Source organism: Zavarzinella formosa DSM 19928 (assembly GCF_000255705.1).
Lineage (GTDB): Bacteria > Planctomycetota > Planctomycetia > Gemmatales > Gemmataceae > Zavarzinella > Zavarzinella formosa.
This window is the reverse complement of record NZ_JH636439.1, coordinates 273,918-299,110: the sequence shown is the minus strand read 5'-3', so window position 1 is coordinate 299,110 and position 25,193 is coordinate 273,918. Positions and strand designations below refer to the sequence as shown.

20 protein-coding genes are annotated in these 25,193 nt (G+C 58.5%); 12 read left to right on the top strand and 8 right to left on the bottom strand.

Annotated elements, in window-relative coordinates:
• On the top strand, nt 1-384 hold a 384-nt coding region (locus BGIM_RS0102170), incomplete at its 5' end, for a transposase (protein WP_029629670.1).
• A gap of 298 nt (nt 385-682) precedes the next feature.
• On the opposite strand, the gene BGIM_RS0102165 is transcribed toward BGIM_RS0102170, so the two are convergent.
• The 3 genes from BGIM_RS0102165 to BGIM_RS0102155 form a co-directional block, all read right to left on the bottom strand.
• On the bottom strand, nt 683-1,537 hold the full coding sequence (locus BGIM_RS0102165; protein WP_020468160.1) for a PDZ domain-containing protein: 855 nt from the start codon (nt 1,535-1,537) through the stop codon (nt 683-685).
• Nucleotides 1,537-2,415: a PDZ domain-containing protein gene (locus tag BGIM_RS48310; RefSeq protein WP_020468159.1), complete on the bottom strand. Its 879-nt coding sequence runs from the start codon at nt 2,413-2,415 to the stop codon at nt 1,537-1,539. The genes BGIM_RS0102165 and BGIM_RS48310 overlap by 1 nt, the downstream gene beginning before the upstream one ends.
• A gap of 94 nt (nt 2,416-2,509) precedes the next feature.
• Nucleotides 2,510-4,375: a redoxin domain-containing protein gene (locus BGIM_RS0102155; RefSeq protein ID WP_020468158.1), complete on the bottom strand. Its 1,866-nt coding sequence runs from the start codon at nt 4,373-4,375 to the stop codon at nt 2,510-2,512.
• A 342-nt stretch (nt 4,376-4,717) separates the two neighbouring features.
• On the opposite strand from BGIM_RS0102155, the gene BGIM_RS0102145 reads away from it, so the two are divergent.
• Nucleotides 4,718-5,410: a superoxide dismutase gene (locus BGIM_RS0102145; RefSeq protein ID WP_020468156.1), complete on the top strand. Its 693-nt coding sequence runs from the start codon at nt 4,718-4,720 to the stop codon at nt 5,408-5,410.
• A gap of 76 nt (nt 5,411-5,486) precedes the next feature.
• Here BGIM_RS0102145 and BGIM_RS0102140 read toward each other — a convergent pair whose 3' ends face one another.
• Nucleotides 5,487-6,458, bottom strand: a complete 972-nt coding sequence (locus tag BGIM_RS0102140) for a YncE family protein (protein ID WP_157368563.1) — start codon at nt 6,456-6,458, stop codon at nt 5,487-5,489.
• 467 nt (nt 6,459-6,925) lie between these two features.
• Between BGIM_RS0102140 and BGIM_RS48305 the strand changes: the two genes are divergently transcribed.
• The 5 genes from BGIM_RS48305 (at nt 6,926) to BGIM_RS0102115 (ending at nt 12,419) form a co-directional block, all read left to right on the top strand.
• Nucleotides 6,926-8,008 carry a DUF1559 domain-containing protein gene (locus BGIM_RS48305; RefSeq protein WP_020468154.1) on the top strand — a complete coding sequence of 361 codons (1,083 nt, stop codon included), beginning with the start codon at nt 6,926-6,928 and terminating at the stop codon, nt 8,006-8,008.
• Between the two features lie 14 nt (nt 8,009-8,022).
• Entirely contained in the window at nt 8,023-8,427 is a 405-nt protein-coding gene (locus BGIM_RS0102130) for a hypothetical protein (RefSeq protein WP_020468153.1), read from the top strand.
• 228 nt (nt 8,428-8,655) lie between these two features.
• Nucleotides 8,656-9,378 (top strand): response regulator transcription factor, encoded by a 723-nt coding sequence (locus BGIM_RS0102125; RefSeq protein ID WP_020468152.1) that lies wholly within the window; start codon nt 8,656-8,658, stop codon nt 9,376-9,378.
• 7 nt (nt 9,379-9,385) lie between these two features.
• Entirely contained in the window at nt 9,386-10,855 is a 1,470-nt protein-coding gene (locus BGIM_RS48300; RefSeq protein ID WP_020468151.1) for a HAMP domain-containing sensor histidine kinase, read from the top strand.
• A 208-nt stretch (nt 10,856-11,063) separates the two neighbouring features.
• Nucleotides 11,064-12,419 (top strand): purple acid phosphatase family protein, encoded by a 1,356-nt coding sequence (locus BGIM_RS0102115; protein ID WP_040887876.1) that lies wholly within the window; start codon nt 11,064-11,066, stop codon nt 12,417-12,419.
• A gap of 9 nt (nt 12,420-12,428) precedes the next feature.
• Here BGIM_RS0102115 and BGIM_RS0102110 read toward each other — a convergent pair whose 3' ends face one another.
• Genes BGIM_RS0102110 through BGIM_RS0102100 form a run of 3 tightly spaced genes read right to left on the bottom strand, consistent with a single transcriptional unit; the run spans nt 12,429 to nt 16,726 of the window.
• Entirely contained in the window at nt 12,429-12,986 is a 558-nt protein-coding gene (locus BGIM_RS0102110) for a hypothetical protein (protein ID WP_020468149.1), read from the bottom strand.
• Nucleotides 12,987-13,029: 43 nt separating this feature from the next.
• Entirely contained in the window at nt 13,030-14,436 is a 1,407-nt protein-coding gene (locus tag BGIM_RS0102105) for a DUF1501 domain-containing protein (RefSeq protein WP_020468148.1), read from the bottom strand.
• Nucleotides 14,437-14,461: 25 nt separating this feature from the next.
• Nucleotides 14,462-16,726 carry a DUF1549 and DUF1553 domain-containing protein gene (locus tag BGIM_RS0102100; protein ID WP_020468147.1) on the bottom strand — a complete coding sequence of 755 codons (2,265 nt, stop codon included), beginning with the start codon at nt 16,724-16,726 and terminating at the stop codon, nt 14,462-14,464.
• Nucleotides 16,727-17,111: 385 nt separating this feature from the next.
• Between BGIM_RS0102100 and BGIM_RS0102095 the strand changes: the two genes are divergently transcribed.
• The gene (locus tag BGIM_RS0102095) at nt 17,112-18,605 is read left to right on the top strand and encodes an RNA polymerase sigma factor RpoD/SigA (protein ID WP_162136211.1); all 1,494 of its coding nucleotides are present in this window, start codon (nt 17,112-17,114) and stop codon (nt 18,603-18,605) included.
• 75 nt (nt 18,606-18,680) lie between these two features.
• Here BGIM_RS0102095 and BGIM_RS0102090 read toward each other — a convergent pair whose 3' ends face one another.
• Nucleotides 18,681-18,998 (bottom strand): Rieske (2Fe-2S) protein, encoded by a 318-nt coding sequence (locus tag BGIM_RS0102090; protein ID WP_020468145.1) that lies wholly within the window; start codon nt 18,996-18,998, stop codon nt 18,681-18,683.
• A 500-nt stretch (nt 18,999-19,498) separates the two neighbouring features.
• Here BGIM_RS0102090 and BGIM_RS0102080 point away from each other — a divergent pair, with 500 nt between their 5' ends.
• The 4 genes from BGIM_RS0102080 (at nt 19,499) to BGIM_RS56820 (ending at nt 25,122) form a co-directional block, all read left to right on the top strand.
• Entirely contained in the window at nt 19,499-20,683 is a 1,185-nt protein-coding gene (locus BGIM_RS0102080) for an MlaD family protein (RefSeq protein ID WP_020468143.1), read from the top strand.
• Between the two features lie 40 nt (nt 20,684-20,723).
• Complete coding sequence (locus tag BGIM_RS0102075) at nt 20,724-21,644, top strand: sigma-70 RNA polymerase sigma factor region 4 domain-containing protein (RefSeq protein WP_020468142.1); 921 nt, start codon at nt 20,724-20,726, stop codon at nt 21,642-21,644.
• 130 nt (nt 21,645-21,774) lie between these two features.
• Entirely contained in the window at nt 21,775-23,385 is a 1,611-nt protein-coding gene (locus BGIM_RS56825; protein WP_020468141.1) for a DUF1559 family PulG-like putative transporter, read from the top strand.
• 72 nt (nt 23,386-23,457) lie between these two features.
• Nucleotides 23,458-25,122 carry a DUF1559 domain-containing protein gene (locus BGIM_RS56820; RefSeq protein WP_020468140.1) on the top strand — a complete coding sequence of 555 codons (1,665 nt, stop codon included), beginning with the start codon at nt 23,458-23,460 and terminating at the stop codon, nt 25,120-25,122.
• Nucleotides 25,123-25,193: the final 71 nt, after the last annotated feature.

Genomic DNA, 25,193 nt, shown 5'->3' with positions numbered 1-25,193 from the left:
CGGACGGCCGAACTGGTCGAACTTTATGATTTGCGCTGGCAGATCGAACTGTTCTTCAAGGAGTTGAAAAGCACATTGGGCTTCGCCCAATGCCGCCTGCGCCGGTTCGAGGCGACGGAGGGATGGCTGGAGCTGGTCCTGGTGACGTTCCTGTGGCTGGAGTGGCATCGGGCGAGGCAACTGGCCAAGTCCGGCCTGACGACGAAGCAGAAAGAGCGCTGGCGACACCAGCGAACCCACGGCCTCTGCCTGGCGGTCCGCCGCCACAGCGAACAGGCCGACTTGGAATACCTGGCCCGCGCCATGCAAACACCCGGCGGAATCCGGCGTTTGCGACGAAAACTCCGGCAGGCCATCCCGGCCGAGTTTCGCACCGCCGGATAAAAAGCGCAACTTCAAAACTGGCGCGTCGGGCTATGATTGCGGGTGGTTTCGGGTGAAAAAGCGTGACCGATTCCCAAGCCCAAAGCCCGTTACAACCATAGCCCGACGCGCCAGCGAGGGAACCGCGACTCCCGCAGGTTCAACGGTTACCCGACGGGCTGCCGATCATCCTTATCAAGAGTTGTCAGAGCAGAATCTTGACGGTCGTAAAATCGTAACCCCTGTGAAAATTGGATCTTATAACCCACCGCGTCTTTCGGAACTCTGCTGCAAAAATGCCTTTGAGTTGATCGGTGGCTTACAGTCCATTGGCCGGGGTGAGGGTGAGTTTCATTTCCTTGCCGTCACGTTTCAGAGTCACCGCCACGCCCTGACCGGGCTTCACCAAACTGCCGGCGGTGAAGAGGTCGGCGATGGTGTCGGTCCAGCGGCCATCGACGGTCAACAGGCGGTCGCCGGTCTTCAGGCCCGCCTTGGCGGCCGGGGTGTTGGGGGAAACTTCCGTCACGTCCAAACCATCGGCTTCGTCGTCGGCCTTCTTGTCGGCGGCGAAGCCCCAAAGGGCTTTCGGGGCGACGATCTTCGGGGCCGGAGTGCCGGAAGCTCCCATGACGGCTTTCATCATCGCCTGCATGACATCCTCGCCGACGAAACCATTCGGCGTGAATGTCAGCGTCTTGGCGGCGTAATCGACCGTCATGTTGAAACGGGAGAAGAACGGGAAGCCGACGATGCCCTCAATCGGACCGTGGGTCTTTTCGTATTCCTTGGAGAAGAGTTTCACGGTCGGGTGATCCATGATCTGGGCGCCGACATCCTCGGCTTTCACGCCGTTGACCTCAAACTCTTTGATCTTCACATTGCCCATCATGCCGAACAGCGGGATGATCGGTTTGTCCTTGGCCTTGCCGACCAAGTCCGCATCCTTGGCAATGCGTGGGCTGATGAGCGTCGTCGGGGCCCCGGTGTCGAAGATCAGGTTGTACGGGCCGTGTCCGTTCAGTTTGACCTTCACGATGAAATGCCCGGAGGAAACCAGTTCAAACGGCACGACAACGGGCTTGATTTCCGTCTTGACGGCGGGCTTGGTGTCGGCCGATGCCGGGAGGACAAACAAAACCGCGAGCAACGCGGACATGAACAACGGTTTCATCACAGCCCCTTTCCGAGTTCGATGGTGACTTCGCGGGATTCCTCGCCGCTTTTCACGTTCAGTTTCACCTTGGTTCCGACCGGCAATTTGGAAAGGGCGTTCAACAGGTCGTCGGCCGAATCCACCGGCTTGCCTTTGGCGATCAGGATTTTGTCCCCGACCTTCAACCCGGCCTTGGCGGCGGGACTGTCCGCAAGGACGGTCTTCACGATCAAGTCCTTGGCCTTCTCTTCCAATTCAATGCCGACAAAACCACGCGGGCGGTAATCATAGTTTGGCTTGATGCCGCCGAAGCGGGCGAGAAAAGCCATCAGGTCGCCCATCAATTCGAGTCCCCCCTGGCCGGACATCTCGGCTTTGTCTTCCGGCTTGGAGATCCGTTTCGGGGCGGGGACTTCAAACTTCACGGGGGTCCAGACGAGCTTGGTGGCCGTGAAATCGTATTGGATGCGATATTGGGCCAAAATGTTATAGCCGATGACCCCGTGCAGTTCGCACCCGGCGAGGCCCATCGCGTTCATACCCTTGAGTTGGAACATATCCGTGGCGATTCCCTTGGGATTCGGGATCACCAAGCCCCCTTCGAGTTCCACCTTGTCGAAGGTGACCCACGGCTTTTCGCTCTTAGCCCCGACCTTCTTGGCGACGGCCTCGGTCATAATGAACGCAGGAGCGCCAGTGTCGATGATGAAGTTAAACGGCCCCTTGCCGTTGATCTTCACCCGCACGAGGACGTGCTGGGTGTCCGTGAGGCGATAGGGAATTTCGACCGGCTTGCCGATGGCTGTTTCGACTTTGGGCTTTTCCTCGGCCCTTGCCGGGAAAGGGCCGCCAATGCCCGCAAGCAGGGTGGCCCCGAGTAATATCTTGAAACGCATTGCCGGTTCCGTGTGTTGAATTTGGCTGGCAAAAAGAAACCCCGGAAGCGGTCTTCCGGGGTAATGGTATCCTAGCAGAAATTTCGCAAAAAAATCACTTGCTCTTCTCGGGAGTCGGCGGCGTCTGCCGGGCGAAGACACGCTGGCCCGGTTCGGTGGTCATGCCGAAGAAGCCGAAAAGCATTTCGTTGGTCGTTTGCTCGCCGAACATCACATAAGCCGGGGGATTGCGGGGGTTGTTCGGGTTTCGCGTGCTGTTGTCGAACACTGCTTCGATGTCCAGCTTCGTCCCCGCCTTGATCTTCATCGGCTCCTTGAGCCAATAGGTTTCCTGCCAGTTGTAATCCCAATCGTGGATGTCCACGAGCGTGACCGGCTTTTCGCCCGGCGGGGTCATCGTCACTTTCACCGTTTTGCCGATCAGGTGCATGTGCGGCATCACGCTATGCAGCGTGGCATCGGTGTGCATGTAAGCGGTACCTTGGACCTTATAATCGTCCTTATTCGGCGGGATCAGCAGGAAGCCCTTGGGGCCGACGGTCACGGTTTGGTAAGGCCGGTCGATCTTTTTCTTGGCGAAGTAAACACCGATCTGCGTCTTGTCCTTCTCCGGTTTGCCGTTGCGGTGGTAGTGGACTTGAACAACGACATCGGCGCCCTTCGGAAGCAGATAGCCCGTCCCTTCGGGGAGGAACCGGGGCAATTGGCCCGGCGCCCAACCGCCGAAGTTGCCGATGGGGGGCGTCCCCGGCCGGGGCGTTCCGGCGGGGAAAAAGCCGAGGCCCATCGCGGCCGAGTATCCAGGACCGTGGTCGCGATCATCGGGGGAGGCTTTGTCCTTCGCCTTGGCTTCCAATTCGCGGGCTTTGCCGGTGATGTCCCAATAGTTCAGCGAGTGGTGGACAATCTGCGGGTTCCCTGGCTTCACCTCGAAACCGATGATGTATTTGTCCTCGTCGAGATTCGTCGGCATCACGAAACAGCGGAACGAATCGGGTCCGCTCGGGCCGACTTCAAAGTCTCCGGTGGTGAGGATCAAGTCGGGCTTGCCAAGCTGCCAGCCATCAGCCGCTTTCATCGGCGGCGGGGCATCGGTGACGGCCCCTTCCGGCGTGCCGCCGTCGGCCCATTCGGCCAATGTCTTGATATCGGCATCGGACATCCGGCGATCATTGTGGAAAGGGACATTTTCAACGGGCTTCCACGGCGGCATTTCCCGGCGAGCCGTGTAATCCCTGATGTCTTCGGCCCAATTGACGGCCTGTTTGTAGGTCATCAACGAGAACGGCCCGACTTCGCCGGGTCGGTGGCAGCCCTGACAGTTCTTTTGAAGGATCGGGGCGACGTCCTTGTGGTAGGTGAGCTTTGTGGCCGTTTTGACGACGGTTTCCTTGGCCCCAATGCCGCAACCGACGGCCTTGGTCACCGGCGTGCGGATCGGCTTGTTGGCGACGCTGTCTTCCAGCGCCTTCATCAGATCATGTTGATCGACAACCGGATTCTTCTTGAGCCGGGCCTGATAAGTGTTGTCGATTCGGCCGCGATACCGCATCACGGAGTTGTGGTCGAGCACGAAGACCTCCGGGGTGACGGTGGCCTTGAAGGCATCGGCGATGGCCATCTTCGGATCGGCGAACACCGGGAAGGTGAGTTTGAACTCGGCCGCCTTCGCCTTCAGCTCATCGGCGGAGTGTTCGCTTTCGCAAATGCCCACGAACTTGATCTTCTCCTTGCCGAACTTGTCGGCGAGGTGCAGCATCGTTTGCGTGTAGCCGGTCGAATTCGGACAATCAAATGACAGAAAGAAGACCACGGTGGCTTTCTCGCCCCGCACGTCGGTCCATTTGACGGGCAGAATAGGCTCGATGGCTTTGCCGAGCTTGTCCGAGGTTCCGGCGTCTTCCGCGCGAACGCCGGTGACGGCCAGAAGTAATGTCAGGATGGTTCCAAGTCGCCGCATGTATGTAGGACTCCGCTGGGTGCCACTCGGAGAGAGTTACCTCTCATCATACCGCCAATGGCCACCGGAAGTTTCACCCGTCGGGCATTCATCGAAACTCCACACAAGCGGCCGTCACAAGTCGTTGAAATAGAATGCTTTGACGATTGCCTTGCCAAACACCCGTTTCCACCGTCCGGTGAATCGGGCGACATGTCCGGCCGTCTACGCGGGAACATCATGGAAAACCGCGATGGTTTCCTGCTGTACTCGCGGTTGCCTCCCGGCTAGGATGGTACCGCCATCCTGTAAACCTCAACTTTGAAACGGAGCCTTTGCGTGTCCCCTCTTTCCCGACGTGAAATGTTCCAGACGGCCGGCGTGGCTGTCGCCGGTCTGGCTCTCCCGACCCTGACCCTGCGGGCGGAAGACAAGCCCGCCGGCGGGTTGTTTGAACTGCCGAAGTTGCCGTATGCCTTCGATGCCCTCGAACCGCACATCGACGCCAAGACCATGGAAATCCACCATGACCGGCACCACAAAACCTACGTGGACAACCTGAACAAAGCCCTCGCCGGCACTGAATGGGCGGGCAAGCCGCTCGACGGCATCCTCTCCAGCCTCGACACTCTGCCGGAAAAGATCCGCAATGCGGTGCGGAACAACGGCGGCGGCCACTACAACCACACGCTGTTCTGGAGCATGATGTCCCCCAAGGGGGGCAAGCCGGGCGCCGACCTGGCCGCCGCCATCACCGAAGCGTTCAAGGACACCGACGGTCTGTTCAAGCAACTCAAGGAAGCCGCCCTCGGCCGCTTCGGCAGCGGTTGGTCGTGGCTGGTTTCGACGGGCGGCAAGTTGAAAGTTGTCAGTTCGCCGAACCAAGACAACACCGTGATGGACAAGAGCGGCACGCCGATCCTCGGCATCGACGTGTGGGAACACGCCTACTACCTGAAGTATCAAAACAAGCGGGCTGATTACATTGATGCCTTCTTCAAGGTCATCAACTGGGAATATGTGACCGAACGATTCGACGCCTCGAAAAAGGCTTGATTACCAAAGCATTCGGGCGTCGCGGCAATAAGCCCGACGCCCGGTTCAGATGTCTTTGCACACTTCCAAAAAAATCTCAGTCAGCGATCACTGGCTTCGCTTCGTAGATTCGCACTTCCGGGCCGTCTTTGCCCTCTTGCTTGGGCACGCCAAGGTAGAGCTTGCCAGAACCCCAGACGCAGGTGCGGGAGAACTTCGGGGTTTCTAGACTGGAGATCACTTCGTACTTGCTTTCTTTCTTTTCAATGACGGCCAGCACGCTTTCGCCGCAAGAAGCGTAGAGGCGGTGGCGGGCGGAATCAAAATACAAATCGTCGATGCCCGCCGGGATGACAATGCTGGTGAGTTCCTTGCCCGTCTTGGTGTCGAAAACGATGACCATCGGTTTCTTGGGGCAGCCGACGAACAGCAGATTGTTGGCGGCATCTTGGGCGATCGGGCTGCCGGCGTCGGACAGCGTCAGGGCGAACTTGTCAGTGATCTCATGCTTTTCGATGCTCACGACGGCCACCATGCTCGGCTTGGTCAGGACGACGAAAACCTTGCCCGCTTTTTCATCAATCTTGAAGCCGTGGGCTTCGCCGGGGAGCTTGACGGCCGTTTTGATCTCGCCGGTTTTGGCGTCCAGCACCGAAAGTGTCGGGCCGTGGGCGACATAGACCGTCTTGTTGCCGGAATGATAGTGAACGTTGTCGGCCCCCTTCGCCGGGGTGGAGAAGACCTGCTTGTATTCCTTGCATTCAAAAGCGTTGCAAACACCGGCTCCGTTGCCGACATAGACCATGTCCAGGTCGGCCGCGTATTCGACACCCGACACCTTGCCCTGATCCGCGATCTGCCGGACCATTTTGCCCGTCTTCAGATCAACGATGTCCAGCGTGTTGTTCGGCTTGTTGGCCACAAACAACCTCTGCCCTTTGGAATCGACGGCCAGATGGTCGAGCTTTCCATCCACGCCCTTGAGCGGAATGGTTTGCAAGAGAACCAGCGACTCGTCGGCGGCGGTTGCCACCCCGGCCGCCATCAACGCCAACACAGCGAATGCCATTGACAATTTCATCATCAACTCCCGTGATTGGACGACTCCAAACCGGATATCTGGAGTCCAAGTGACATATGGATATGGAATTCGATCAACGAATAGATTGCTCAAATAAAAATGTTTAACAACATATTTTTGGCCATGAATGTAACATCAGTTTTTATCATCTCGATTTGAAAGCAATGATGTTCCGCCAGAAGGCATGATCCGGAAATTGCGGGTTTCTATGTAAAAAACATTTTACACATCTACTCTTATCCTACCAAAACCCTTCACAATTTTGCCTGTCACCGTCCCGTAGGATCACCAAGCCATCTCTGGCGGGCCTTCCCCGGCGATGAAATCGCCAAGCGATCATGGGTGACTTGTCCGATGCCGAATGGCATCTCTTCGTCGACGGACAACCGGTGTCACCATGCTTTTCCGGAAGCCCGCCCTGTTATTGTCCTCCCGTCCCTCACGGAGATCCGATCATGCGACGCAAGGGATTTACGTTGATCGAATTGCTGGTGGTCATCGCCATCATCGCGATTCTGATTGGTCTGTTGCTGCCGGCGGTCCAGAAGATCCGCGAGGCGGCCAACCGGATGAAATGCTCGAATAATCTGAAGCAAATTGGCCTGGCGTTGATGAACTACGAAGGAAGCAACGGCCAGTTGCCCGCGGCTCTTCAGATTCCGTGGCGACCCACCGGGCCGGATTCGCCGGAATGGCTGCAACTCACCTCGGCGTTCGGACCCAACTGGGCCGTGACGCTGCTCCCTTACATTGAACAGGACAATTTGTACCGGCAGGCCAATGTCATGTCTTATCCCGGCGTGACCATCGTGCCGGGCACCGTCCCCTCGGGGGTCAACGTGAGCTGGCGTTCCATCCGGAACGTGGAAGTAAACGCTTACAAATGCCCCTCCGACCCGAACAACAATGTCCACTTCAGCAATCCCAACGTTTCTCCGTTGGAACTCGATTGGGCGCGGGGTAACTATGGCGTCACCGCCGCCTTTGAAGACATCGACCACATGGCCAACGGCTCCGAGAAGATCAGCAAGAAAGTGCCCGGATACACGGCAAGCCCCTGGATCAATGCCAGCCCGGTCATGTCCGGAAATTACGGAGCCACAATCGCCGCGATTGTCGACGGCACCTCGAACACCGTGATGGTCGCCGAACTCCGGGCGGGTATTTCCCCTCTGGACCCTCGCGGGGTCTGGGCGTTGGGTTTCCCCGGATCGAGCATCGTCAATGCCGGCCGCGACAGCACGAACGCCCAGCCGAATAATTTCTTGGGAACTTCCTCTCAAGGAGATGAAATCGCCTTGTGTCAGGGGGTCACCGGCGCGTTTTGGACGGCTGACTTGGGACCGTCGAAAGGAATGGGTTGCACCGGAAGCGGCTCGGAAATGACGAGCGGCCAGGCCCGCAGTCTGCACACCGGCGGCGTTAACGTGGCCATGTGCGACGGCAGCGTTCGCTTCATCAAAAACACCATCGACCAGGCGACATGGTGCCTGATCCGCAGCAAGGCCGACGGCTTGGTTCCCCCCGGTGATTATTAATCGAAGGATGACTCATGATCTCGCGAACGATGTTCATGGCGGCTGTGCTGCTTTCAATGGCGCTGGCCGGCTGTGGATCGGGAATGTTGAAGACGAAAGGCCGGATCACCAAAAGCGGGGCTCCCTTCACGCTGAAGCAAGGCGAGGATCTGTGCATTTACTTTTGCCCCGTGAAAGCAGATGGAAGTCCGGGGACGACGGTTTACCCGGCTTTCTTTAATCCGGCCGACTCGACGTTCCAAGTGACCGGAAGCGACAAGAACGGAATGCCCGCCGGCAAATATCGTGTGTGGATGGAGCACACCATCAACAAGAAAGATTTGTTCAAAGGCGCTTATAGCATGACCAACACCCCGTATGTGTTCGATGTTGATTCGAGCACGCGGGAGATTGAAATTGATCTGGATAAGAAGCCGTAAAAATAGCCAGTTAATTGAATCGCATTCAACAATCCATTCGATGGCCGTGAGCCATCGAATGGATTGTTGAATGCGATTCATATTTTTTCTCTTATTTCGATATTGTAATTTTCCGCGTCCGGACTGGTCATTAATCAGACAAATTTGATGATTCACCATAATCTAAAAATATTGTTTCAATGACGATGTCAGTCGGCGGCGCCGATCAGGCGTGTTTTTGGAGTGGCGATGGTCGTGACCAATCAAAGCTTTCCGATCCATCAGCCTGCCGCGTCGGGCATTTTGCTTGTCGAAGATGATTTGCTGGTGGCCGACGCCGTGGCCGGCGGGTTGACGGAAGAAGGGATGAGCGTCACGGTGGCGCGTGATGGCCTCACGGGCGAAGAATTGCTGGCCCGTGACGAGTGGAAACTGGTCATTCTGGATTGGTGGCTGCCGGGCCGGGACGGATTGGGGTTGTTGGAAAACCTTCGTCGGCGTGGTTCCGCGATTCCGGTGTTGTTTCTCACCGCCCGCGACGCGGTCGCCGATCGGGTCCGAGTCTTGAATGCCGGGGCGGACGATTATCTCTGCAAGCCGTTCGCCTTTGATGAATTGCTGGCGAGAGTCCGGGCCTTGGTTCGCCGTTCCGTCAAGAGCGAGACCATCCGGCTGGAGTTTCAGGATGTTTCAGCGGATTTGATCGCCCGCAAGGCGTGGCGGGCCGGACATGCCCTTGAACTGGGGGCGAAATCCCACGAATTGCTCATGTATTTCCTTCGGCATCCCGGCGAGTTGCTGACACGACGACAACTCACCGAGGATGTCTGGCACGAACCTTATCATCCCGCCTCCCGAACCATTGACGTGCACCTCGTCGAACTTCGCCGGGAACTGGAGGCATATGGCCCCCGGTTGATTCACACCTGCCGCGGGCATGGCTACCGGCTTGCCGTCCACCCAAGCGAGTAACCCGCCCATGACACTGACCAACCGGGTGACGGTCTTCGCGCTGGCGGCCATGGCCATCGTGCTGATTGGTTCCTCCACGGCGGTCGTCTGGCTGGCGCGAGGGGATCTCCACCGCCGCGCGAATCAGCGTCTTGACAGCGCCCTTGATGTGCTTCAATCAACTGTCGAGGTCAAGCCGACGGGTCTTCAATGGGAATCCTCCAGACAACTGGCCTTCACCGGCGGCCCGAATGCGATTGAGATCAGTTGGGCGGTTGTGGCCGATGACGGTGAAATGGTCGCCAATTCTGAAGATGAACATCTCCCCGAGTTTCTGCCATTCGTCACAGGCACGGAACACCATCCGGAGGAACCGGTGGAATGTCAGTCGGCGGACGGGCGATCCTGGCTGGTCAAACGGCGCCTGATGACCACCCCCGATTCGCCGGGGGATGATCCCCGCCGACTTCGACGGGAATATGTCGGCCGTAATGCGAGCCGGAAAAAGAACGAGATGATGATTACCACCGGATGCTGCCTGAACGCCATCAACGCCGAGTTGTGGCGGTTGACGGCGTTGCTGTTCGGGGTGTCCGGGGCTGCATGGGCGCTCAGTGCCTTGCTGGCCCGCGCTTTCTGTCGCCGGGCGCTCGGACCCGTGCGCCGGATGGCCAGGGCCACCCGCGATTTGTCCCCCCGCGATTTGTCGGCTCGTCTTCCGGTTCCGGCCAGCGGGGATGAACTGACCGATCTGGCCAATTCGTTCAACGAGCTTCTTGATCGCGTGCAGGAAACGTTTGAGCGTCAGCGTCGTTTCAGCGCCGAGGCGTCGCATCAGTTGCGGACCCCGCTGGCCGGCATTCTTTCACAGGCTGAGGTGGCGTTGCGCCGGCCACGATCCGAGGAAGAATATCGCCACACTCTCCGACTCGTCCGAGATCGAACAGATGATCTTCGCAAGATGGTCGAAACCCTGATGTTCCTCGCCCGCGCGGAATCCGATGCCCAAGCCCCGGCCTTGGAGCCGGTTGAACTCGGCGAATGGTTGCGGGGTTTCGCGGCCAAATGGGAAGAAGACGAGCGACATCCGGACATCCGGCCGGAGCTTCCCGCCGGGCCGGTCTGGGTGAATGTCCAGCCAGTGTTCCTCGCCGAACTGCTCGACAATCTGGTGGACAATGCCCTGAAATACGGCACGCCCGGCTCGCCCGTCCGAATTGCGGTCGAGCGTTATCACGAAAGGATTGTTTGCACCGTCATTGATCGGGGGCCGGGAATTCCCGCCGACGAACTCCCCCGATTGTTCGATCCGTTTTACCGTTCCCGCGACGCCCGCTTGCGAGGCCAGCCGGGCGTCGGCTTGGGGCTGACCGTCGCCCGGCGTCTGGCCGAGGCGTTGGGGGCGACACTGGAAGTGACTTCGGAACCCGGCGAGGGAAGCCGTTTCACCGTCGGTCTGGCCACCGCCCCGGCCGGGTTGATTGTTAAGTCGATTTAACCGGGGCACTCAAATTCTTCCAAATCCCTTCACCGATTACGCATCCCCAAACTTTAGCCTGACGACATGACCAGCTGTTGATTCCCTAATCGCCTGACGGTCGAAATCCTGCTTGAAATCACGAATCTTGAATCAATTGTCAGGCATTGATTCGGCGGCGAGACCGCCTGCAAATTTGAATCATTTTTCATTCTTGGAGAAGACTTTGATGCCGACTCCGTCACGACGATTGTTTCTGGGAGCCTCGCTCACCGGGCTGGGCTCCTATCCGATCTTTGGCCAGGAACCGGAAAAGAAACCGGAATTGCCAAAGGAAATTCCCAACCCGAGGGCGGTGCGGGAAGACGCGGCCTTCCAGCCCACGACGTTGTTCCTCACCTGGCACAAAGACCCGACGACGACGATGGTTGTCCAATGGGTGGGCGTGACCGGTGAAACGGCCGACAACACCGTTTATTACACCTCTGAAAAGATCGTGACGCCGACCGGCCCGGTTGCCAAGGGCATGGCTCAAAAGATCAACTGGCTGGCGCAAAAGACCGTGCCCCGGCCCTATCCGATGAGCGACTTCAAGGTCTTCCGGGCCGAACTCACCGGTCTGACTCCGGGAACCGACTACTCCTTCCGCATCGGCAAATCGTCCCCCGTTTACAAGTTCAAGACGATGCCGGCCAAGGCAAACGACTCCATCAACTTCATCTCCGGCGGCGATTGCGGCGTCAACTCGGCGGCCATCGCCAATAACATCCAAGCGGCCCGTCAAGACCCGATGTTCACCATCGTCGGCGGCGACTTGGGATACGACAACGGCCGTTCGCTTGATGTCAGCCTCGCGTTCCTGCGAAACTACAGCCGGACGATGGTGGGCCGGGATGGCCGGATGATTCCGCTGGTCGCCTGTATCGGCAATCATGAAGTCGACGGCGCCTATGGCAAAACCCGCGAGAAGGGGACGTTCTTCTATCCGCTGTTCGAGGGGCTGTACACGGAGACCGGATATTCAACGCTTGATTTCGGCGACTACCTGAGCTTGGTGCTGCTCGACACCGGGCACACCAGCCCGATTGACGGCGACCAAGCCGCTTGGCTGCAAAAGACGCTCAAGGCCCGCGAAGACCATCCGAATGTGTTCGTGGTCAACCACGTCCCCTGTTACCCGTCGTATCGGAATCCGGTGGCCGCCGTGGTCAAGGAAGGGGCTGCCGCCAAACCCGGCACCGGGGAGTTGCAACGCAAGCATTGGGTTCCTCTTTTCGACCAGTATCGCGTTCCGGTGGTGCTCGAACACCACGACCACACGTTCAAGCGCACCAAGCCACTGCTCGCCGGACTGGCCCATGACAACGGCGTGCTTTATCTCGGTGATGGTTCGTGGGGTCGGTTACGAACGCCGCAGAAAGCGGACAAGTTAAACGTGATGGCCAAAACCAGCGACGACTATCATCTGTCGCTGCACCGGATTCAGGGGGAAGAGCGTTTCCACCTGGCGCTGGACGAACAAGGGCGGGTGATGGATGTCAGCCGATCCGGTCAGCGGAAAAAGGGAATGGTGGCTGCGGGTTGAAAAGGAACTTCACTCGACATCGGCTGTTCGCCCCGGCAGCACTCGAATCTTTTCCGAGATGCGTCTTGCACGAGCGCCGGTGTCCGGGGAAATCCACACGGCATAATCCCCCGGCGGGACGATCAGTTCCGTGCGGGAGTCATTGGCCCATTGGATGGCCGCGTGCTTCTTGTCTTCCGGGCCGCGATCTTGATGGTCCGTCACGATCAGTTTGCCCCTCGGCAGATCGGCGCCTTTGCAGCGGATCACGCCCAAGTAATCGGCCAGTTTGATCTCGGTGTTGTCCGTCAATTTCAATTGGCTGATCGCCTTCAACGGTTTGCCACCTTTGGGGACAACCCACAAATCCACCGGCCCCTTGGCGGTCAGCTTCCATTCACCGTTGATGGTCCCGTATTCCGCAAGCGCCGTATGCTTGGCCTCGCCGGGTCCGGGAGAACCGGCTTCTGTGAAGACCACTTTGGTCACCGGCGGGAAGAAGTACATCGGCGCGGAAATTTTGATGTTGAACTCGGCCGCCAACGAAACGGCATTGACGGCGAGAATCGCAAGAATGGCAAGTCGCATGGGACGCTCGGGAGAAAGTGGTCACATGTTAGACGAGCCACCATCAAGCCAAGATTGGTTTTAACACTTTTCCAGACACATCCGTGAGCCGGAAGTCCCGACCTTGGAAGCGGAAGGTAAGCCGTTCGTGATCAACGCCGAGGAGATGGAGCATCGTGGCGTGCATGTCGTGGACGGTCACCACGTTTTCGACAGCGTGATAGCCGAACTCGTCCGTGTTGCCGTAGCTGGTGCCCCCTTTGATCGCTCCGCCGGACATCCACATGGAAAAACCCTTCATGTGGTGGTCGCGGCCGCTTCCTTGGGCCATCGGCGTCCGGCCGAATTCGCCGCCCCAGACGATGAGGGTGTCTTCCCACAAGCCCCGGCGTTTCAGGTCTTTCAAGAGGGCGGTCATCCCCTGATCGACTTCCTTGGCCACCACCTGCACATCGGCCTTGATGTTCCCGTGGTGGTCCCAGTCGCGATGATAAAGCTGGATGAATCGGACGCCCCGCTCGGCCAATCGCCGGGCGAGCAGGCAGTTCGCGGCGAAGGAGCCATCGCCCCCCTTGGTGCCGTAGAGGTCGAGGGTTTCCTTGGTTTCCTTGGTGAGATCCATCAGTTCCGGCACGCTGGATTGCATGCGGAAAGCCATCTCGTATTGGGCGATCCGGGTGTTGATTTCCGGGTCGTCTGCTTGCTGATCGAAGATTTTGTTGAGCGATTGGGTGGCGTCCACCACATCCCGCTGTTGCGCCGGGGAGACACCGGCCGGCCGGCTCACGTAGAGAACCGGGTCGCCCTTGGAGCGGAACTCCACCCCTTGAAACTGGCTCGGCAGGAAGCCGCTGTGCCACTGCCGGGCGGCAATCGGTTGGGATTGCCCGGAACGCCCGGTGGAGGTCATCACGACGAAGCCAGGCAGCGAATCGGTGGCGGCCCCAAGGCCATACCACGCCCACGATCCCATGCTTGGCCGCCCGGAGATGAGCGTGCCGGTGTTCATGAACGTGTGGGCCGGGTCGTGATTGATGGCGTCAGTTTTCAACGAGCGGATGATGCACAGATCGTCGGCCACTTCGTGCAGGTTCGGGAACACACTGGAGATTTCGAGGCCGGACTTGCCGCACTTTTTGAATTCGTGCTGCGGGGCAAAGCAATTCAGCTTGGCCCCTTGAAGCTGGGCGATGGGCTGCCCTTTGGTGACGGATTCCGGCATCGGCTGCCCGTGCCGTTTCGCCAGTTCCGGCTTGGGGTCAAGCGTCTCCAGATGGCTCGGCCCACCCGCCATGTAGAGGTAGATCACCCGCTTGATCTTCGCCGGATGATGCGGCTTGATCGCCCCCGGCCACTTTTCAATCTTGGCGTCCGCGAAGAGGCCGGGGGCCATCATGTCCGCAAGGGCGAACGAACCAATGCCCGCCGCCGTGCGGCCAAGAAACGCCCGACGATTGACTTGGTTCCACATGGAGAGGCTTCCCGCTTTTGGGGTTTCAAGGAACATACACGAATTCATTTGAGTTTAACAGAGCCAGGCAGAAGTCCGCGAGGGCGGCGGCCTTGGCGGGGGAGGCATTAGCGGGCAGGTCACCGGGGAGGCTCACCGGCAAGCGGCCAGTCAGGCGTTCTTCCATCAACTCGGTTTGTTCCCGCAGGAACTCGGTCGCCAGTTTGGTTTCGGCCGCCGTGGGGGTTCGGCCCAGTGCCCGACGGTAGGCCAGTGTGACCGGATCGGCCGGGTTGGTTTTCAGTAAACTCGTGGCCATCTTCAGGCTTTGTTCACGGGTAAACGGGCCGTTGATGAGAATCAACGCTTGCGGGGCGAAGGTGGAGCGAGGGCGGGCGGCGCAGGGGGTCAGGCGGTCGGGTTGGTCGAAGGCTTCCATCAACGGCAACCGGACGTTTCGTTTGCCGAAGAGGTAGAGCGAACGCCGAGCGTGTTGTTTCTCGTCCGGGGTAACGGCCCAGAGACCGTCTGGTTCTCCTTCGGTGAAGATCAGGTCGTAAACCTCCGGTTCGAGCGGGATGCGAACGCTCGGCCCGCCGGTCTGGCGGTTCAGTTCGCCGGAACTGGCCAGCGACGCATCGCGGATGGCCTCCCCCTCCAACCGGCGACGGTTCATCTTCCAAAGGAGTTTGTTGTCCGGGTCGGCTTTCTGAGCGGCGGGAGAAGCGGGCTGTTGGCTGGCTTGCTGATAAGTGTTCGACAAGACCATCAAGCGATGAATCGGCTTTAACTTCCAGCCATTGGAAACCAGTTCGCTCGCCAGCCAGTCCAAGAGTTCCGGATGGGTCGGCGGTTCGCCGTGCAGCCCGTAATCGTTCGGGGTGTTAACAATTCCCCGGCCGAAGTGCGAGAGCCAGAGCCGGTTGACAATCACGCGGGCGGTCAGCGGGTTCTTCGGAGAGGCGATCCATTTGGCGAGATCAAGCCGTTTCAGACGGGGAGCATCGGCCTTGGCCGGGTTTTCGTCGATCACACGGGGAAAAGCGGGTTGGACCACCTCGCCTTTCCGCTTCACCTCACCTCGCTTCAAAATGTGGGTGGCCGGGATTTTTTCGTCGTCTGCCATCGCCCAGGCAATTCCCGGTTGGGCGGGCATTTGGGCTTCTAAGGTGTGCATCTCGGCCCGCAGAGCCTCCCGTTTGACTTTGTCCTCCGGGGAGAGGGCGGCATAAATCTCGTCCCACGTTACCTTTAACAGCGTCTCGGCATCTCTCGCCAGTTGTTTTTGTTCCTCGGTGCGGGCTTTGTCCGGGGTTTCCATCGCCGTCTTGATGGCCGGTTCCAGTTTGAGGCGTTTTGCCTCGCGGACTTTTTGGCGATAGGGCCCGTCGATGGCCGCGACTTTGGCCTTCAACGGGGCTGTCTTCAAACTGATTTCCACGACCGCTTTTTGATGGACCGCTTTCTCTTCTTTGTTGGACGTGTCCACATCGCGGAACTTTGTCCCGGCGAAGAAGGCTTCTAGGCGGTAATAATCGGCCTGCGAAACAGGGTCGAACTTGTGATCGTGACAGCGGGCGCAACTCACTGTCATCCCGAGCAGGGCCGAGCCGATGCCTTGCACAATTTCTGTGAGGACTTCCTGCCGGGCCACTTCTTGATCGGAGTTCCCCCCCACCAAATGGACCGGCCCGGCGCGATGAAAGCCGGTCGCCACCAGCAATTCCAGCGATTGTCGGGGATCTTTTCCGGTTGCCAGTTCGTCTCCGGCGAGTTGTTCAATCAAGAAAGTGTCGTAAGGCTTGTCCGAATTGAGGCTATTAACCACATAGTCCCGGTAACGCCAGGCATGGACCCGGTCGCCGTCGGCCTCGTAGCCGTTAGACTCGGAGAACCGGACGACATCCAGCCAGTGCTGGGCCTGCCGTTCGCCGAAATGGGGCGAAGCCAACAGGCGGTCAACAACTTTTTCGTAGGCAGTCGGCGAGGAATCAGCGAGGAAGGCGTCCTGTTCCTCTAATGTGGGGGGCAGTCCCGTCAGATCAAAGGTCACCCGGCGAAGCAGCGAGAGCTTCTCGGCGGCCTTGGCGGGGGCAATCCCGGCGGCTTCCTGTTTGGAAAGGATGAAGGCATCCACGGGATTCCGGACGGCTGTGGTATTCCGCACAACCGGAACCACCGGCTTTTTGACGGGTTGAAACGACCAATGTTGACGATCCTGCGGCGAAACCGGCTTCTCGACCGGGTTCTGGGCGGGCATCTCCGGGCAAACGGACAGAAGAACTGGCAAAGTCAGAGCTTGCCATCGCATCGGGACGATCCTTCCGTTCGGACGGGGGGTTTGTGCGGTTGCGTAGAATGATGGTAAATCAGTGCCCCCACCTCGTGCAAGAGCCGATATTCCGTGGTCTGAGAGTTTTTCGGGGTCCGCAGGTTTCTGGCGGGGGCGAACCGTTGTCGGGTTTGGAGCGTCTAATCAAGTGACGTCTCCAATTTTTACCCGAAAATCTTGCCCCGGCATGAAAAAGATTGCCGACGGCAACGAAAAAACGGTTCTATGTTCCATCAGGGCGATCGCCAGCCTGTGATGGTTCGGTTTTCCGTCCCAACTGGGCCACTGATCCTAGGGCTTTGTCCACGGAGTCGGTTAGACCGGCTTTGCCCGACACAGGATGGAATTAATGAAGCATACTCCCGTGAACAATGCATTTGCCAACCACCGAAACATCTCCTCCGAGGCCCACGCGGCCGATATCGGGGATTTTGAAGTGGCCGATGCCGAACTGACCCCGGCGGACCTCGACGAAATCGAGTCGTCCTCCCGCGGGGCTGACGATGCTCTTGGCCTCTACCTTCGGCAAATGGGGGCCATCCCCCTGCTGAAGCGACCCGCCGAGATCGACGTGGCCCAACGGCTGGAACGCGCCCGTGATCGTTTCCGGCTGGCCGTCTTCCGATCATCCTACTTGCTGAACCGCATTCACACAACCTTTGCGACCGTCCAGGCCGGGCAACTGGCTTTCGATCCGCAAGTGGATGTCGTGACCACGGCCAATCTTCGCCGGGATCAGATCCTCAAGCGGATGCCGATCCACCTGCCGACGATTGAACGAATTCTGGCCGAGGAGCGCAAGGCGTTCTCGGTGGGATTGGGGATATCAAACGCGAAGGACCATCGCTCCTGGCGGAAAGCCCGCTGGCGTCGGCTTCGCAAGGCGGCCAAACTGATCGCCGAATTATCCCCCCGCACCGAGAATCTCGAACGCTGGGTGGATGATCTGACCATGAAGGCTCGGGATATCAACCGGCTCATCGTCGCGTTGCATCTGAAGCCGACCAAGGATCTGAAACAACGGGCCGAACGGAACGAAGCTTTCCGCACCGCCATCGAAGCGGCCGGTTCCGAACCCGAGGAACTGAACGCCCTGCTGACGGTGATTCGCCGTCGCCGCGAGGCTTACCACAAGATGCGCAGCGAACTGGCTGTCGCCAATCTGCGGCTGGTGGTGTCGATCGCCAAAAAGTATCGCAACCGGGGTTTGCCGTTCGCCGACTTGATTCAAGAAGGCAACCGGGGCCTGCTGCGGGCGGTGGACAAGTACGAATACAAGATGAACTACAAGTTCGGCACTTATGCCACTTGGTGGATTCGTCAAAGCATCCAGCGGGCGCTGGCCGACTTGGCCCGGACGGTTCGCGTCCCCTGCCACCAAATTGCCGTCCTCGGCATGACCGAACGGGCGAGACTGGAACTCTCGGGCATCTTGGGCCGTGAACCCACGATGGACGAATTGGCCCAGAAGGTGAACCTGCCGGTCGAGGAAGTCCGCTCCCTCCGGGCCGTCGGCAAACACCCGGTCAGCCTGCACGAACCCGTCGGCGGCGATGGTGAACGGGCATTGGAAGATTTCCTGAAGGACCGCGCCACCACCACGCCGGGCGAGCATGTGGATGCCCACCTGCTCCGCGAACGGATCGGCGAAGTGCTGCGTTCGCTGGCCCAACGGGAACGCGAAGTGATCGAACTTCGCTACGGACTCAAGGACGGCCACCCGAAGACGCTGGACGAAGTCGCCCGCCTCTTCGGCATCACCCGCGAGCGAATCCGCCAGATCGAGGCTCGGGGTATTCTGAAACTCCGCCAGCCCATGCGAAGCCAGCGGCTGGAACAATTCACCGAAGGCGATTGATGAGTCTTCGGTGATGTGAAACAAAAAAGCCCCGGCAAATTTCGCCGGGGCTTTTTGTTTGTCGGAATATCAGTCTTACGTTTTCTTGCCCATCACAACAAACAATTCGCTCCCCACTATCCGAACCGGATATGTTTTCAGGTCGCTCTCGGCTGGCGGGTTTTGGTGTTTTCCGGTTCTCAAGTCGAATCTCGCCCCGTGTAACGGGCAAATGATCTCCCCGGCAATCACCGGGCCATCGTCCAAAGGGATATCCCGGTGGGGGCAGCGGTTTTCAATGGCGTGCCATTCCCCGTTGACGTGAAACACCGCGATTGACTCGGCTGCCGATTCTACGCAATTTCCCCGGTCACGGCTCAATCCCTCCAGATTGCCAACTTTCAAGAGGATCATGTTGCACTCACGGCGTGAACGTAGGAATTGTTACATTTACAACGGGCACAATTTACAATCACTCAAACCGGCCAAAAATCATTTTCGACCGTCCTAAAAATCACAATCTTTTATCCAGTAATCGTTTGAAAACAATCCGTTATCGAGCAAGAAGCGTTTGGCACGGGTCGTGCATTACTAGACTTTCGTTCTCAGACCTTCCCCCAAGGAATGAGAATGGCCGAATCGCTCATCTCCCCCGATAAGCGAATCAGCCGATGGAAACGGTCCTTTCCGACAAGGCTTCCCCCGCCGAGTCGGACAACCTCCCCCGGTTGCGGACCGCTGACCCCTTCAAAACCCCCTTCAAAACTCCCCCTGTCTGTTGGCCGTCGATCTCCCCAGATCGACGGCTTCTTTTTTTTCCAGATTCATCAAACGGCAACGAATAACCAAGCGATCCCGTTTTTTGTCCGTGTTATAATCCGGATTGAATGGCGCACCCCTTGGAAACCACCCACGTGAACCGACCCCTCAGCCAGTCGAAGTCGATCATTCTCGGCGTGTTCGTGACAGGCACGCTGGCCTTGGCGGTGTGGGGGTTGTTCCGCATCGCGGAACGCTCCAACCGGTTCCACGATGGCGAGACGCTTTCCGTGGTCGTCGCCGAGGCCGCCGATGTCGAACCCGGCACCCCGGTGCGGATTCGCGGCGTCGAAGCCGGGCGAGTGACGGCCGTAAGTTATGTCGGCGAGGGGGTTCAACTCGAACTTCAAATCGACCCCAAGTATCGGCCGTTCCTTTACGCGGATGCCTCGGCGATCATCAAATCGAAGGGTCTGTTTGGAACCAGCGTTGTGGATATTGCCCCCGGCAAACCCTCGGCCGGGCCGTTGGCCGAACCGGTGCTGACCTCCCGCTCAACCCCCGATCTTGCGGAAGTGACCACCAAACTGAATTCCATTGCCGGGCGAGTGGATGGTTTGCTGGCCGATATCGACGCAGGCAAGGGAACGCTGCCGAAACTTCTGAAGGACGATGCGATTTACAACGACCTCAAAACGGTCGCCACCGACACCAAGAAACTGGTGAAAAACTTGGATGAATCCGTGACCTCCATGCGGACGGATGCGACCAAGACGCTCACGAAGATCGACAAAAGCGTGGACGATATCCACGGCGAAGTGGACGGCATCAAAACCTTCGTCCGCTCTGGTCAGGAAGCGGTGACAGCCATCAAGCAGGATGCCGAGGCCATCAAGTCGCTGCCGATCGTCCGTAGTTATGTTGAAGACCCGGTGTCCATCCTGGTCCGGCCCGATTGCGACAAAGACCGCGTGGTGTGGCCGACGAGTGAGCTTTTTGAAGCGGGAACCTCCACCCTGACGGCGGAGGGAAAGACCCGTTTGGACGAAGCCGCCGCTTGGTTGCGAGGGCAAACTCAAAAAGGTTCCGAGATCGTGGTGGCGGCTTTTGAGGATGAAAAGTCCAAAGAAGTTTTGCCGGCGGCCGCGAAGACGCTGACAAAAAAACAGTCCGAGACGGTGGTGGAGTTCCTGCGGGATCGTGGCGTCCATAAGATGGGATTGTTCACCCGTCGCAAGATCACGCCGGTCGGACAGGGTTTCGACCCTTCCCCCATCGTCGAGAAGGAAAAATTGGTTCCCATGCGGGTGGAATTGATTCTGTTCGTGCCTCGCTCCTGATTCATGTGAAGAAAAACGAACGTGAGGGAGTGGTCAAGGGATGGTCGAGAAGATGGCAGACGAACCCGCACCGCCGACCGCCCGAGTCCATCTTCTGTACCATTTTTGCCGACTGCAACTTCCCTCCGTCGTGATGGCGTTTCCCAAATTCCAAGACCATCTCGAGCGCTCCCGTCGGTTATTCGCGGCCAAAAGCGAAACCTCCGTGGAGTGGAGCGGCTATTTCAACACGCTTTACGCCGTCGATTGGTACATGTGTTGCGGCTGTCTGGAAAACGACGGCAAGGCATGGGAAGCCCTGTTTTCGATGCGAACCGGCCGAAGCGACAACTTGCTGATTGACGCCCTGCGCGCCCGCGCGATGCGGCTCTACCCGCGTGACGAGGAAAAGCAAGAAGGGGCCGTCACCGAGTTTTGGTCGCATTTGATCGTCACCGACCACCCCGGATCGATCCCGATCATGGCCCGGTACGACGGTCAACGCCCGCTGGCTCCGTGGATGGTGCGGGTCTTCCAAAACTGGCATGTCTCCAAGCTACGTTCGCGTCACGGGGCGATCTCCCTCCCGGAGGACGACATCGCCCTGCCCTTGCCGGAGAAGACCGACACCCGCTGGCATGATTCTTTTTGCATCGCCGCCCGCGACTGGCTGGCGACGCTGACCGACGAGGAAGTCTTGCTGCTCGGGCTTCGCTGGCGTTACCGCCTGAGCCAGCGGGAGATTTCGCACCTCTTCAAAAAGCACGAGGGAACCATCTCCCGCCAGCAGGACAAACTCCGGGATCGCTGCCTCTCGGCCATCGGCGAAAAACTGACGGCCGAGGGTTGGACCGGAGACGATTTGGAGGAATTCATCCTCACCGAACTCGGCTCCCTGATGGTGGACGAACCCCGTCTCTCGGCCGATCAACTCACGGTATTGCTCGCGCAACGGGGAATGCACGTCGGCGAATCAACCTGAGAAGTTCCGGCGAATCCAACCGGCTTTTGTTGGACATTCCCAGGCCGATCTGGTGAAATCAAGACACCTGTTCGGCGTCTTGATGCTAATGGCTTTTTCCTGTCTAAGACGATTCGTCTGGAGTTTCCCCATGAATATCTCACCCAAACGGTCGATGCGCGCCATCGGCCTGTGCGGATTGCTGGCTGTCGCGTTCGCCTGCCCCGGCGTTTCCGAACGGCAGGCATCGGCCGCCCCGCTTTCGCCGTTAGATCGTGTATCCCCCGAAGCGGGAGTGATGATCCACGGCCGGGCGTCGGTTTTGTGGAATCATCCGCTGGTTGAGGATCTTCGCAAGCAATTCGCCAAGCCGCTGGAAAAGATTCTTGGCGATCTGGAGAAGTCCCAAGGTTTGACGCCCGAGCAATTGGACACGGTGACTTTCCACTTCCCCAAGATCCCCGCCGGACCGGGGGATGAAACCCTGTTCATCGTGCAGGTGGTCACCAAGACTCCCTACGACCGCACGAAAGTGTTAGGCGGCCTGCGAGCCCCGAAGGCCGAGATCAAGAACGACGTGGTTGAGATCGCCGGCCCGTTTCGGCTGCACCTTACAAGCCCGACTCAATTCACCGTGCTGCATGAAAGTCTGCTGGCCGACTTTGTGAAAGGGCCGGGCAAGGCAACCGACGGCCCCCTCGCCGGGGCGATCAAAGCCGCCAAAGACCCGGCCAACACGCTGACGCTTGGCCTCGATCCTAGCGGCCTGCCGAATGAAATCTTCACGGCCGCCCCACCGGAACTTCAACCGTTCTTGCCTTTGCTCAAATCAAAAAACATCCTTCTGACCATCGGCACAGACAAAGAGATCGCTGTCAAGGTCCGCTTTACGGCCGAGAACGGCGACAAGGCCCAAGACTCCGAACGAAGTTTGAGTTTGTTGAAGAAACTGGCCGACACCAATTTGGGCGAAGCGTTGAATGAAAAGAATATTCCCGAGGAGATGAAAGAGGTTCTCCCGGCTCTCAAAGAATTGCACAAGTCGATCCAAGCCGCCGAGATTGTTCGCAAGGATACCGAAATCAGCGCGAGCCTGAACGTCTCCGCGAAAGCCGAGATGCTCAAGCCGGTGATCGCCGGGATTCTCGGAGTGCGAACCGCCGCCGGACGGGCGAAAAGCTCCAACAACCTGAAACAACTGGCTTTGGCCGTCCACAACTATCACGACGTCAATGGCATCTCCCCTTCGGCGGCAATCTGCGACAAAAAAGGAAAGCCCCTGCTGAGCTGGCGGGTCAGTATCCTGCCGTACATCGAACAGGATCAACTCTACAAACAGTTTAAACTCGACGAACCGTGGGATAGCGACAACAACAAAAAGCTGATCGACAAGATTCCCCCCGTTTATGTGCTGCCTTACCAAGAGCAACCCAAGAAAGGGGAAACCAGTTATCTGGCGTTCGTCGGCAACGGAGCCTTGTTCGACAACGTGCAGGGATTCAAGCTGACCCAAATCCCGGATGGGACATCCAACACGATCCTGTTTGTGGAATCCAGCAAGAGCGTTCCTTGGACGAAGCCGGAGGACATTGAATACGATCCCAAGAAGCCGGTGCTGCCATTCCTCCTCTTCGAGAAGGATGTGTGTCAGGTCAGCTTTGCCGATGGCTCGGTGCGGGCCATCAGCAAGAAAGTCGAAGACAAAATCTGGCACTGGCTGATTCAGCCGAACGACGGAAACGTCATTCCGGCGTTGAAGTAATTCAAGTCTCGCTTGGTTGACTTTGCCATCGCAATACGGTCAGACATTACGACACATCACTGAGGATTTTTCATGTTCCGACCAATGGCCCTTCTCGTCCTCCTGATCGGGGGACTGTCGGCTGTCGCCCAGCAGAAAGCGTCGGCCCCGCTCGCTCCGGATCTCGCCTTGGTGCCGGCCGATGCCCTGGCCGTGGGGCATGTGAAACTCGCGGATTTGTGGAAGAGCGACGCCCTCAAAGACGTGCGGATGATCTATTCCAAAGTCGGGACCGACGCGGTTGCCGCCTTTGACAAACGCTTCGTTCCCGTGCTTTCCACCGTGGACCGGCTGACGATTTACATCCCCGCGACCAACTTGGAAAATGGCCCGGAGGACATGAAATTCGTCGGCATCCTCTCCCTCACCGAGCCGCTTGACCAGAAGAAATTCCTCAAGCAATTCGCGGACAAGGTGGTGACGAAGAAAGGTAAGTTCGCCAACTTTGTGACCGACGAGGATGGTTACATCGCCGTCCGGTTCATCTCCCCGACCATCATTGCCTTCGGCATGATGGAGGGCATCCAACAGATGTGCGACACCAAGGATGTCAAGACCGATGGGCCGCAACGCCTGACACTTGAACGAGCAAACAACACCAAAGACCCTGTTGTGTTGGGAGTGTCGCTGGAAACGATCCCGCCGGAAGCCCGTGAGGAATTGCTCCAACAGGTTCCCGATCCCATCCGGCCGTTGCTTTTGGCCAACGGAATCTCCCTGTCGATGGACCTTGAGGGGGACGGCCACCTGCACGCCAGCGTGAGCTACGCGGATGAGAAATTGACGGACGGCGCCGAAAAGGCGCTGGTCGCCGGGACGGCGATGGCGATGGAACTCATCAAGGATGGCCGCAAGCAACTGATGGAAAAGGTGACCGGAGACGGCAAACCCGGCAAGATCGAAGACCTGCCGGAAGCCGCCGCCAGTCTGCTCGGCCTCGGCGCCTTGCAACATGCGGAAGACATCCTGAAGACCAAGCCGGTCAAGAGGTCGGGAACGACGCTGGCCATGAGTCAGCCGCTGCCGCCACAGTTTAAGACAATCCTTGGGGCCGGTGCCCTCGGGGCCAGCATGATGGCCCCGGCCGTGGGCAACATCCGGGCGTCGGCCCAACGGGCGCAGGGGCAGAACAACCTCAAGCAAATCGGGTTGGCCCTGCACAGCTACCACGACGCCAACGGCGCCCTTCCCCCGGCCGCCATCGTGGACAAAAAAGGCAAGCCGCTGCTGAGCTGGCGCGTGGCGATTCTGCCATACATCGAGCAACAAGCCTTGTACAACCAATTCAAGCTCGATGAGCCTTGGGACAGCGAACACAACCTGAAACTGACCCAGATAAACATCAAAACCTACATGATCCCCGGCCAGAAGAACCAAAAGCCGGGGCACACCAACTATCGGGTGTTCCACGGCAACGGGGCCATGTTTGACTTGGTGAAAGGGACGACGTTTGCCCAAATCACCGACGGATTGTCCAACACGTGGATGGTGGTCGAGGGCGAAGAGAGCGTGCCGTGGTCCAAGCCGGATGACTTTGAATTTGACCCAAAGAAGGAACTCCCCAAATTCGGCAAATTCTTCCAAGGCGGCTTCAACGTATTGATGGGTGATGGTTCGGTGCGATTTTACAAAAAGCCGCCAGCCATGACGAAAGAACGCATCACTCGCGATGGCGGGGAAGTGACCAACGACGAGTAATGTTGCCGCCAGCCCGGATTCCCTTCTTGGAATCCGGGTTCACTTTGTGTCAAATCGGACAACCCCCCGAC

Coding starts and splice junctions, on each gene's coding strand:
- BGIM_RS0102140 (WP_157368563.1), bottom strand. CDS start 6,458: ATGGCATTCGCTGTGTTGGCGTTGATGGCGGCCGGGGTGGCAACCGCC.
- BGIM_RS0102145 (WP_020468156.1), top strand. CDS start 4,718: ATGTTCCAGACGGCCGGCGTGGCTGTCGCCGGTCTGGCTCTCCCGACC.
- BGIM_RS0102075 (WP_020468142.1), top strand. CDS start 20,724: ATGGTCGAGAAGATGGCAGACGAACCCGCACCGCCGACCGCCCGAGTC.
- BGIM_RS0102110 (WP_020468149.1), bottom strand. CDS start 12,986: ATGCGACTTGCCATTCTTGCGATTCTCGCCGTCAATGCCGTTTCGTTG.
- BGIM_RS48305 (WP_020468154.1), top strand. CDS start 6,926: ATGCGACGCAAGGGATTTACGTTGATCGAATTGCTGGTGGTCATCGCC.
- BGIM_RS0102090 (WP_020468145.1), bottom strand. CDS start 18,998: ATGATCCTCTTGAAAGTTGGCAATCTGGAGGGATTGAGCCGTGACCGG.
- BGIM_RS0102125 (WP_020468152.1), top strand. CDS start 8,656: ATGGTCGTGACCAATCAAAGCTTTCCGATCCATCAGCCTGCCGCGTCG.
- BGIM_RS0102130 (WP_020468153.1), top strand. CDS start 8,023: ATGATCTCGCGAACGATGTTCATGGCGGCTGTGCTGCTTTCAATGGCG.
- BGIM_RS56825 (WP_020468141.1), top strand. CDS start 21,775: ATGAATATCTCACCCAAACGGTCGATGCGCGCCATCGGCCTGTGCGGA.
- BGIM_RS0102155 (WP_020468158.1), bottom strand. CDS start 4,375: ATGCGGCGACTTGGAACCATCCTGACATTACTTCTGGCCGTCACCGGC.
- BGIM_RS0102105 (WP_020468148.1), bottom strand. CDS start 14,436: ATGTGGAACCAAGTCAATCGTCGGGCGTTTCTTGGCCGCACGGCGGCG.
- BGIM_RS48310 (WP_020468159.1), bottom strand. CDS start 2,415: ATGCGTTTCAAGATATTACTCGGGGCCACCCTGCTTGCGGGCATTGGC.
- BGIM_RS0102165 (WP_020468160.1), bottom strand. CDS start 1,537: ATGAAACCGTTGTTCATGTCCGCGTTGCTCGCGGTTTTGTTTGTCCTC.
- BGIM_RS56820 (WP_020468140.1), top strand. CDS start 23,458: ATGTTCCGACCAATGGCCCTTCTCGTCCTCCTGATCGGGGGACTGTCG.
- BGIM_RS0102100 (WP_020468147.1), bottom strand. CDS start 16,726: ATGCGATGGCAAGCTCTGACTTTGCCAGTTCTTCTGTCCGTTTGCCCG.
- BGIM_RS0102115 (WP_040887876.1), top strand. CDS start 11,064: ATGCCGACTCCGTCACGACGATTGTTTCTGGGAGCCTCGCTCACCGGG.
- BGIM_RS48300 (WP_020468151.1), top strand. CDS start 9,386: ATGACACTGACCAACCGGGTGACGGTCTTCGCGCTGGCGGCCATGGCC.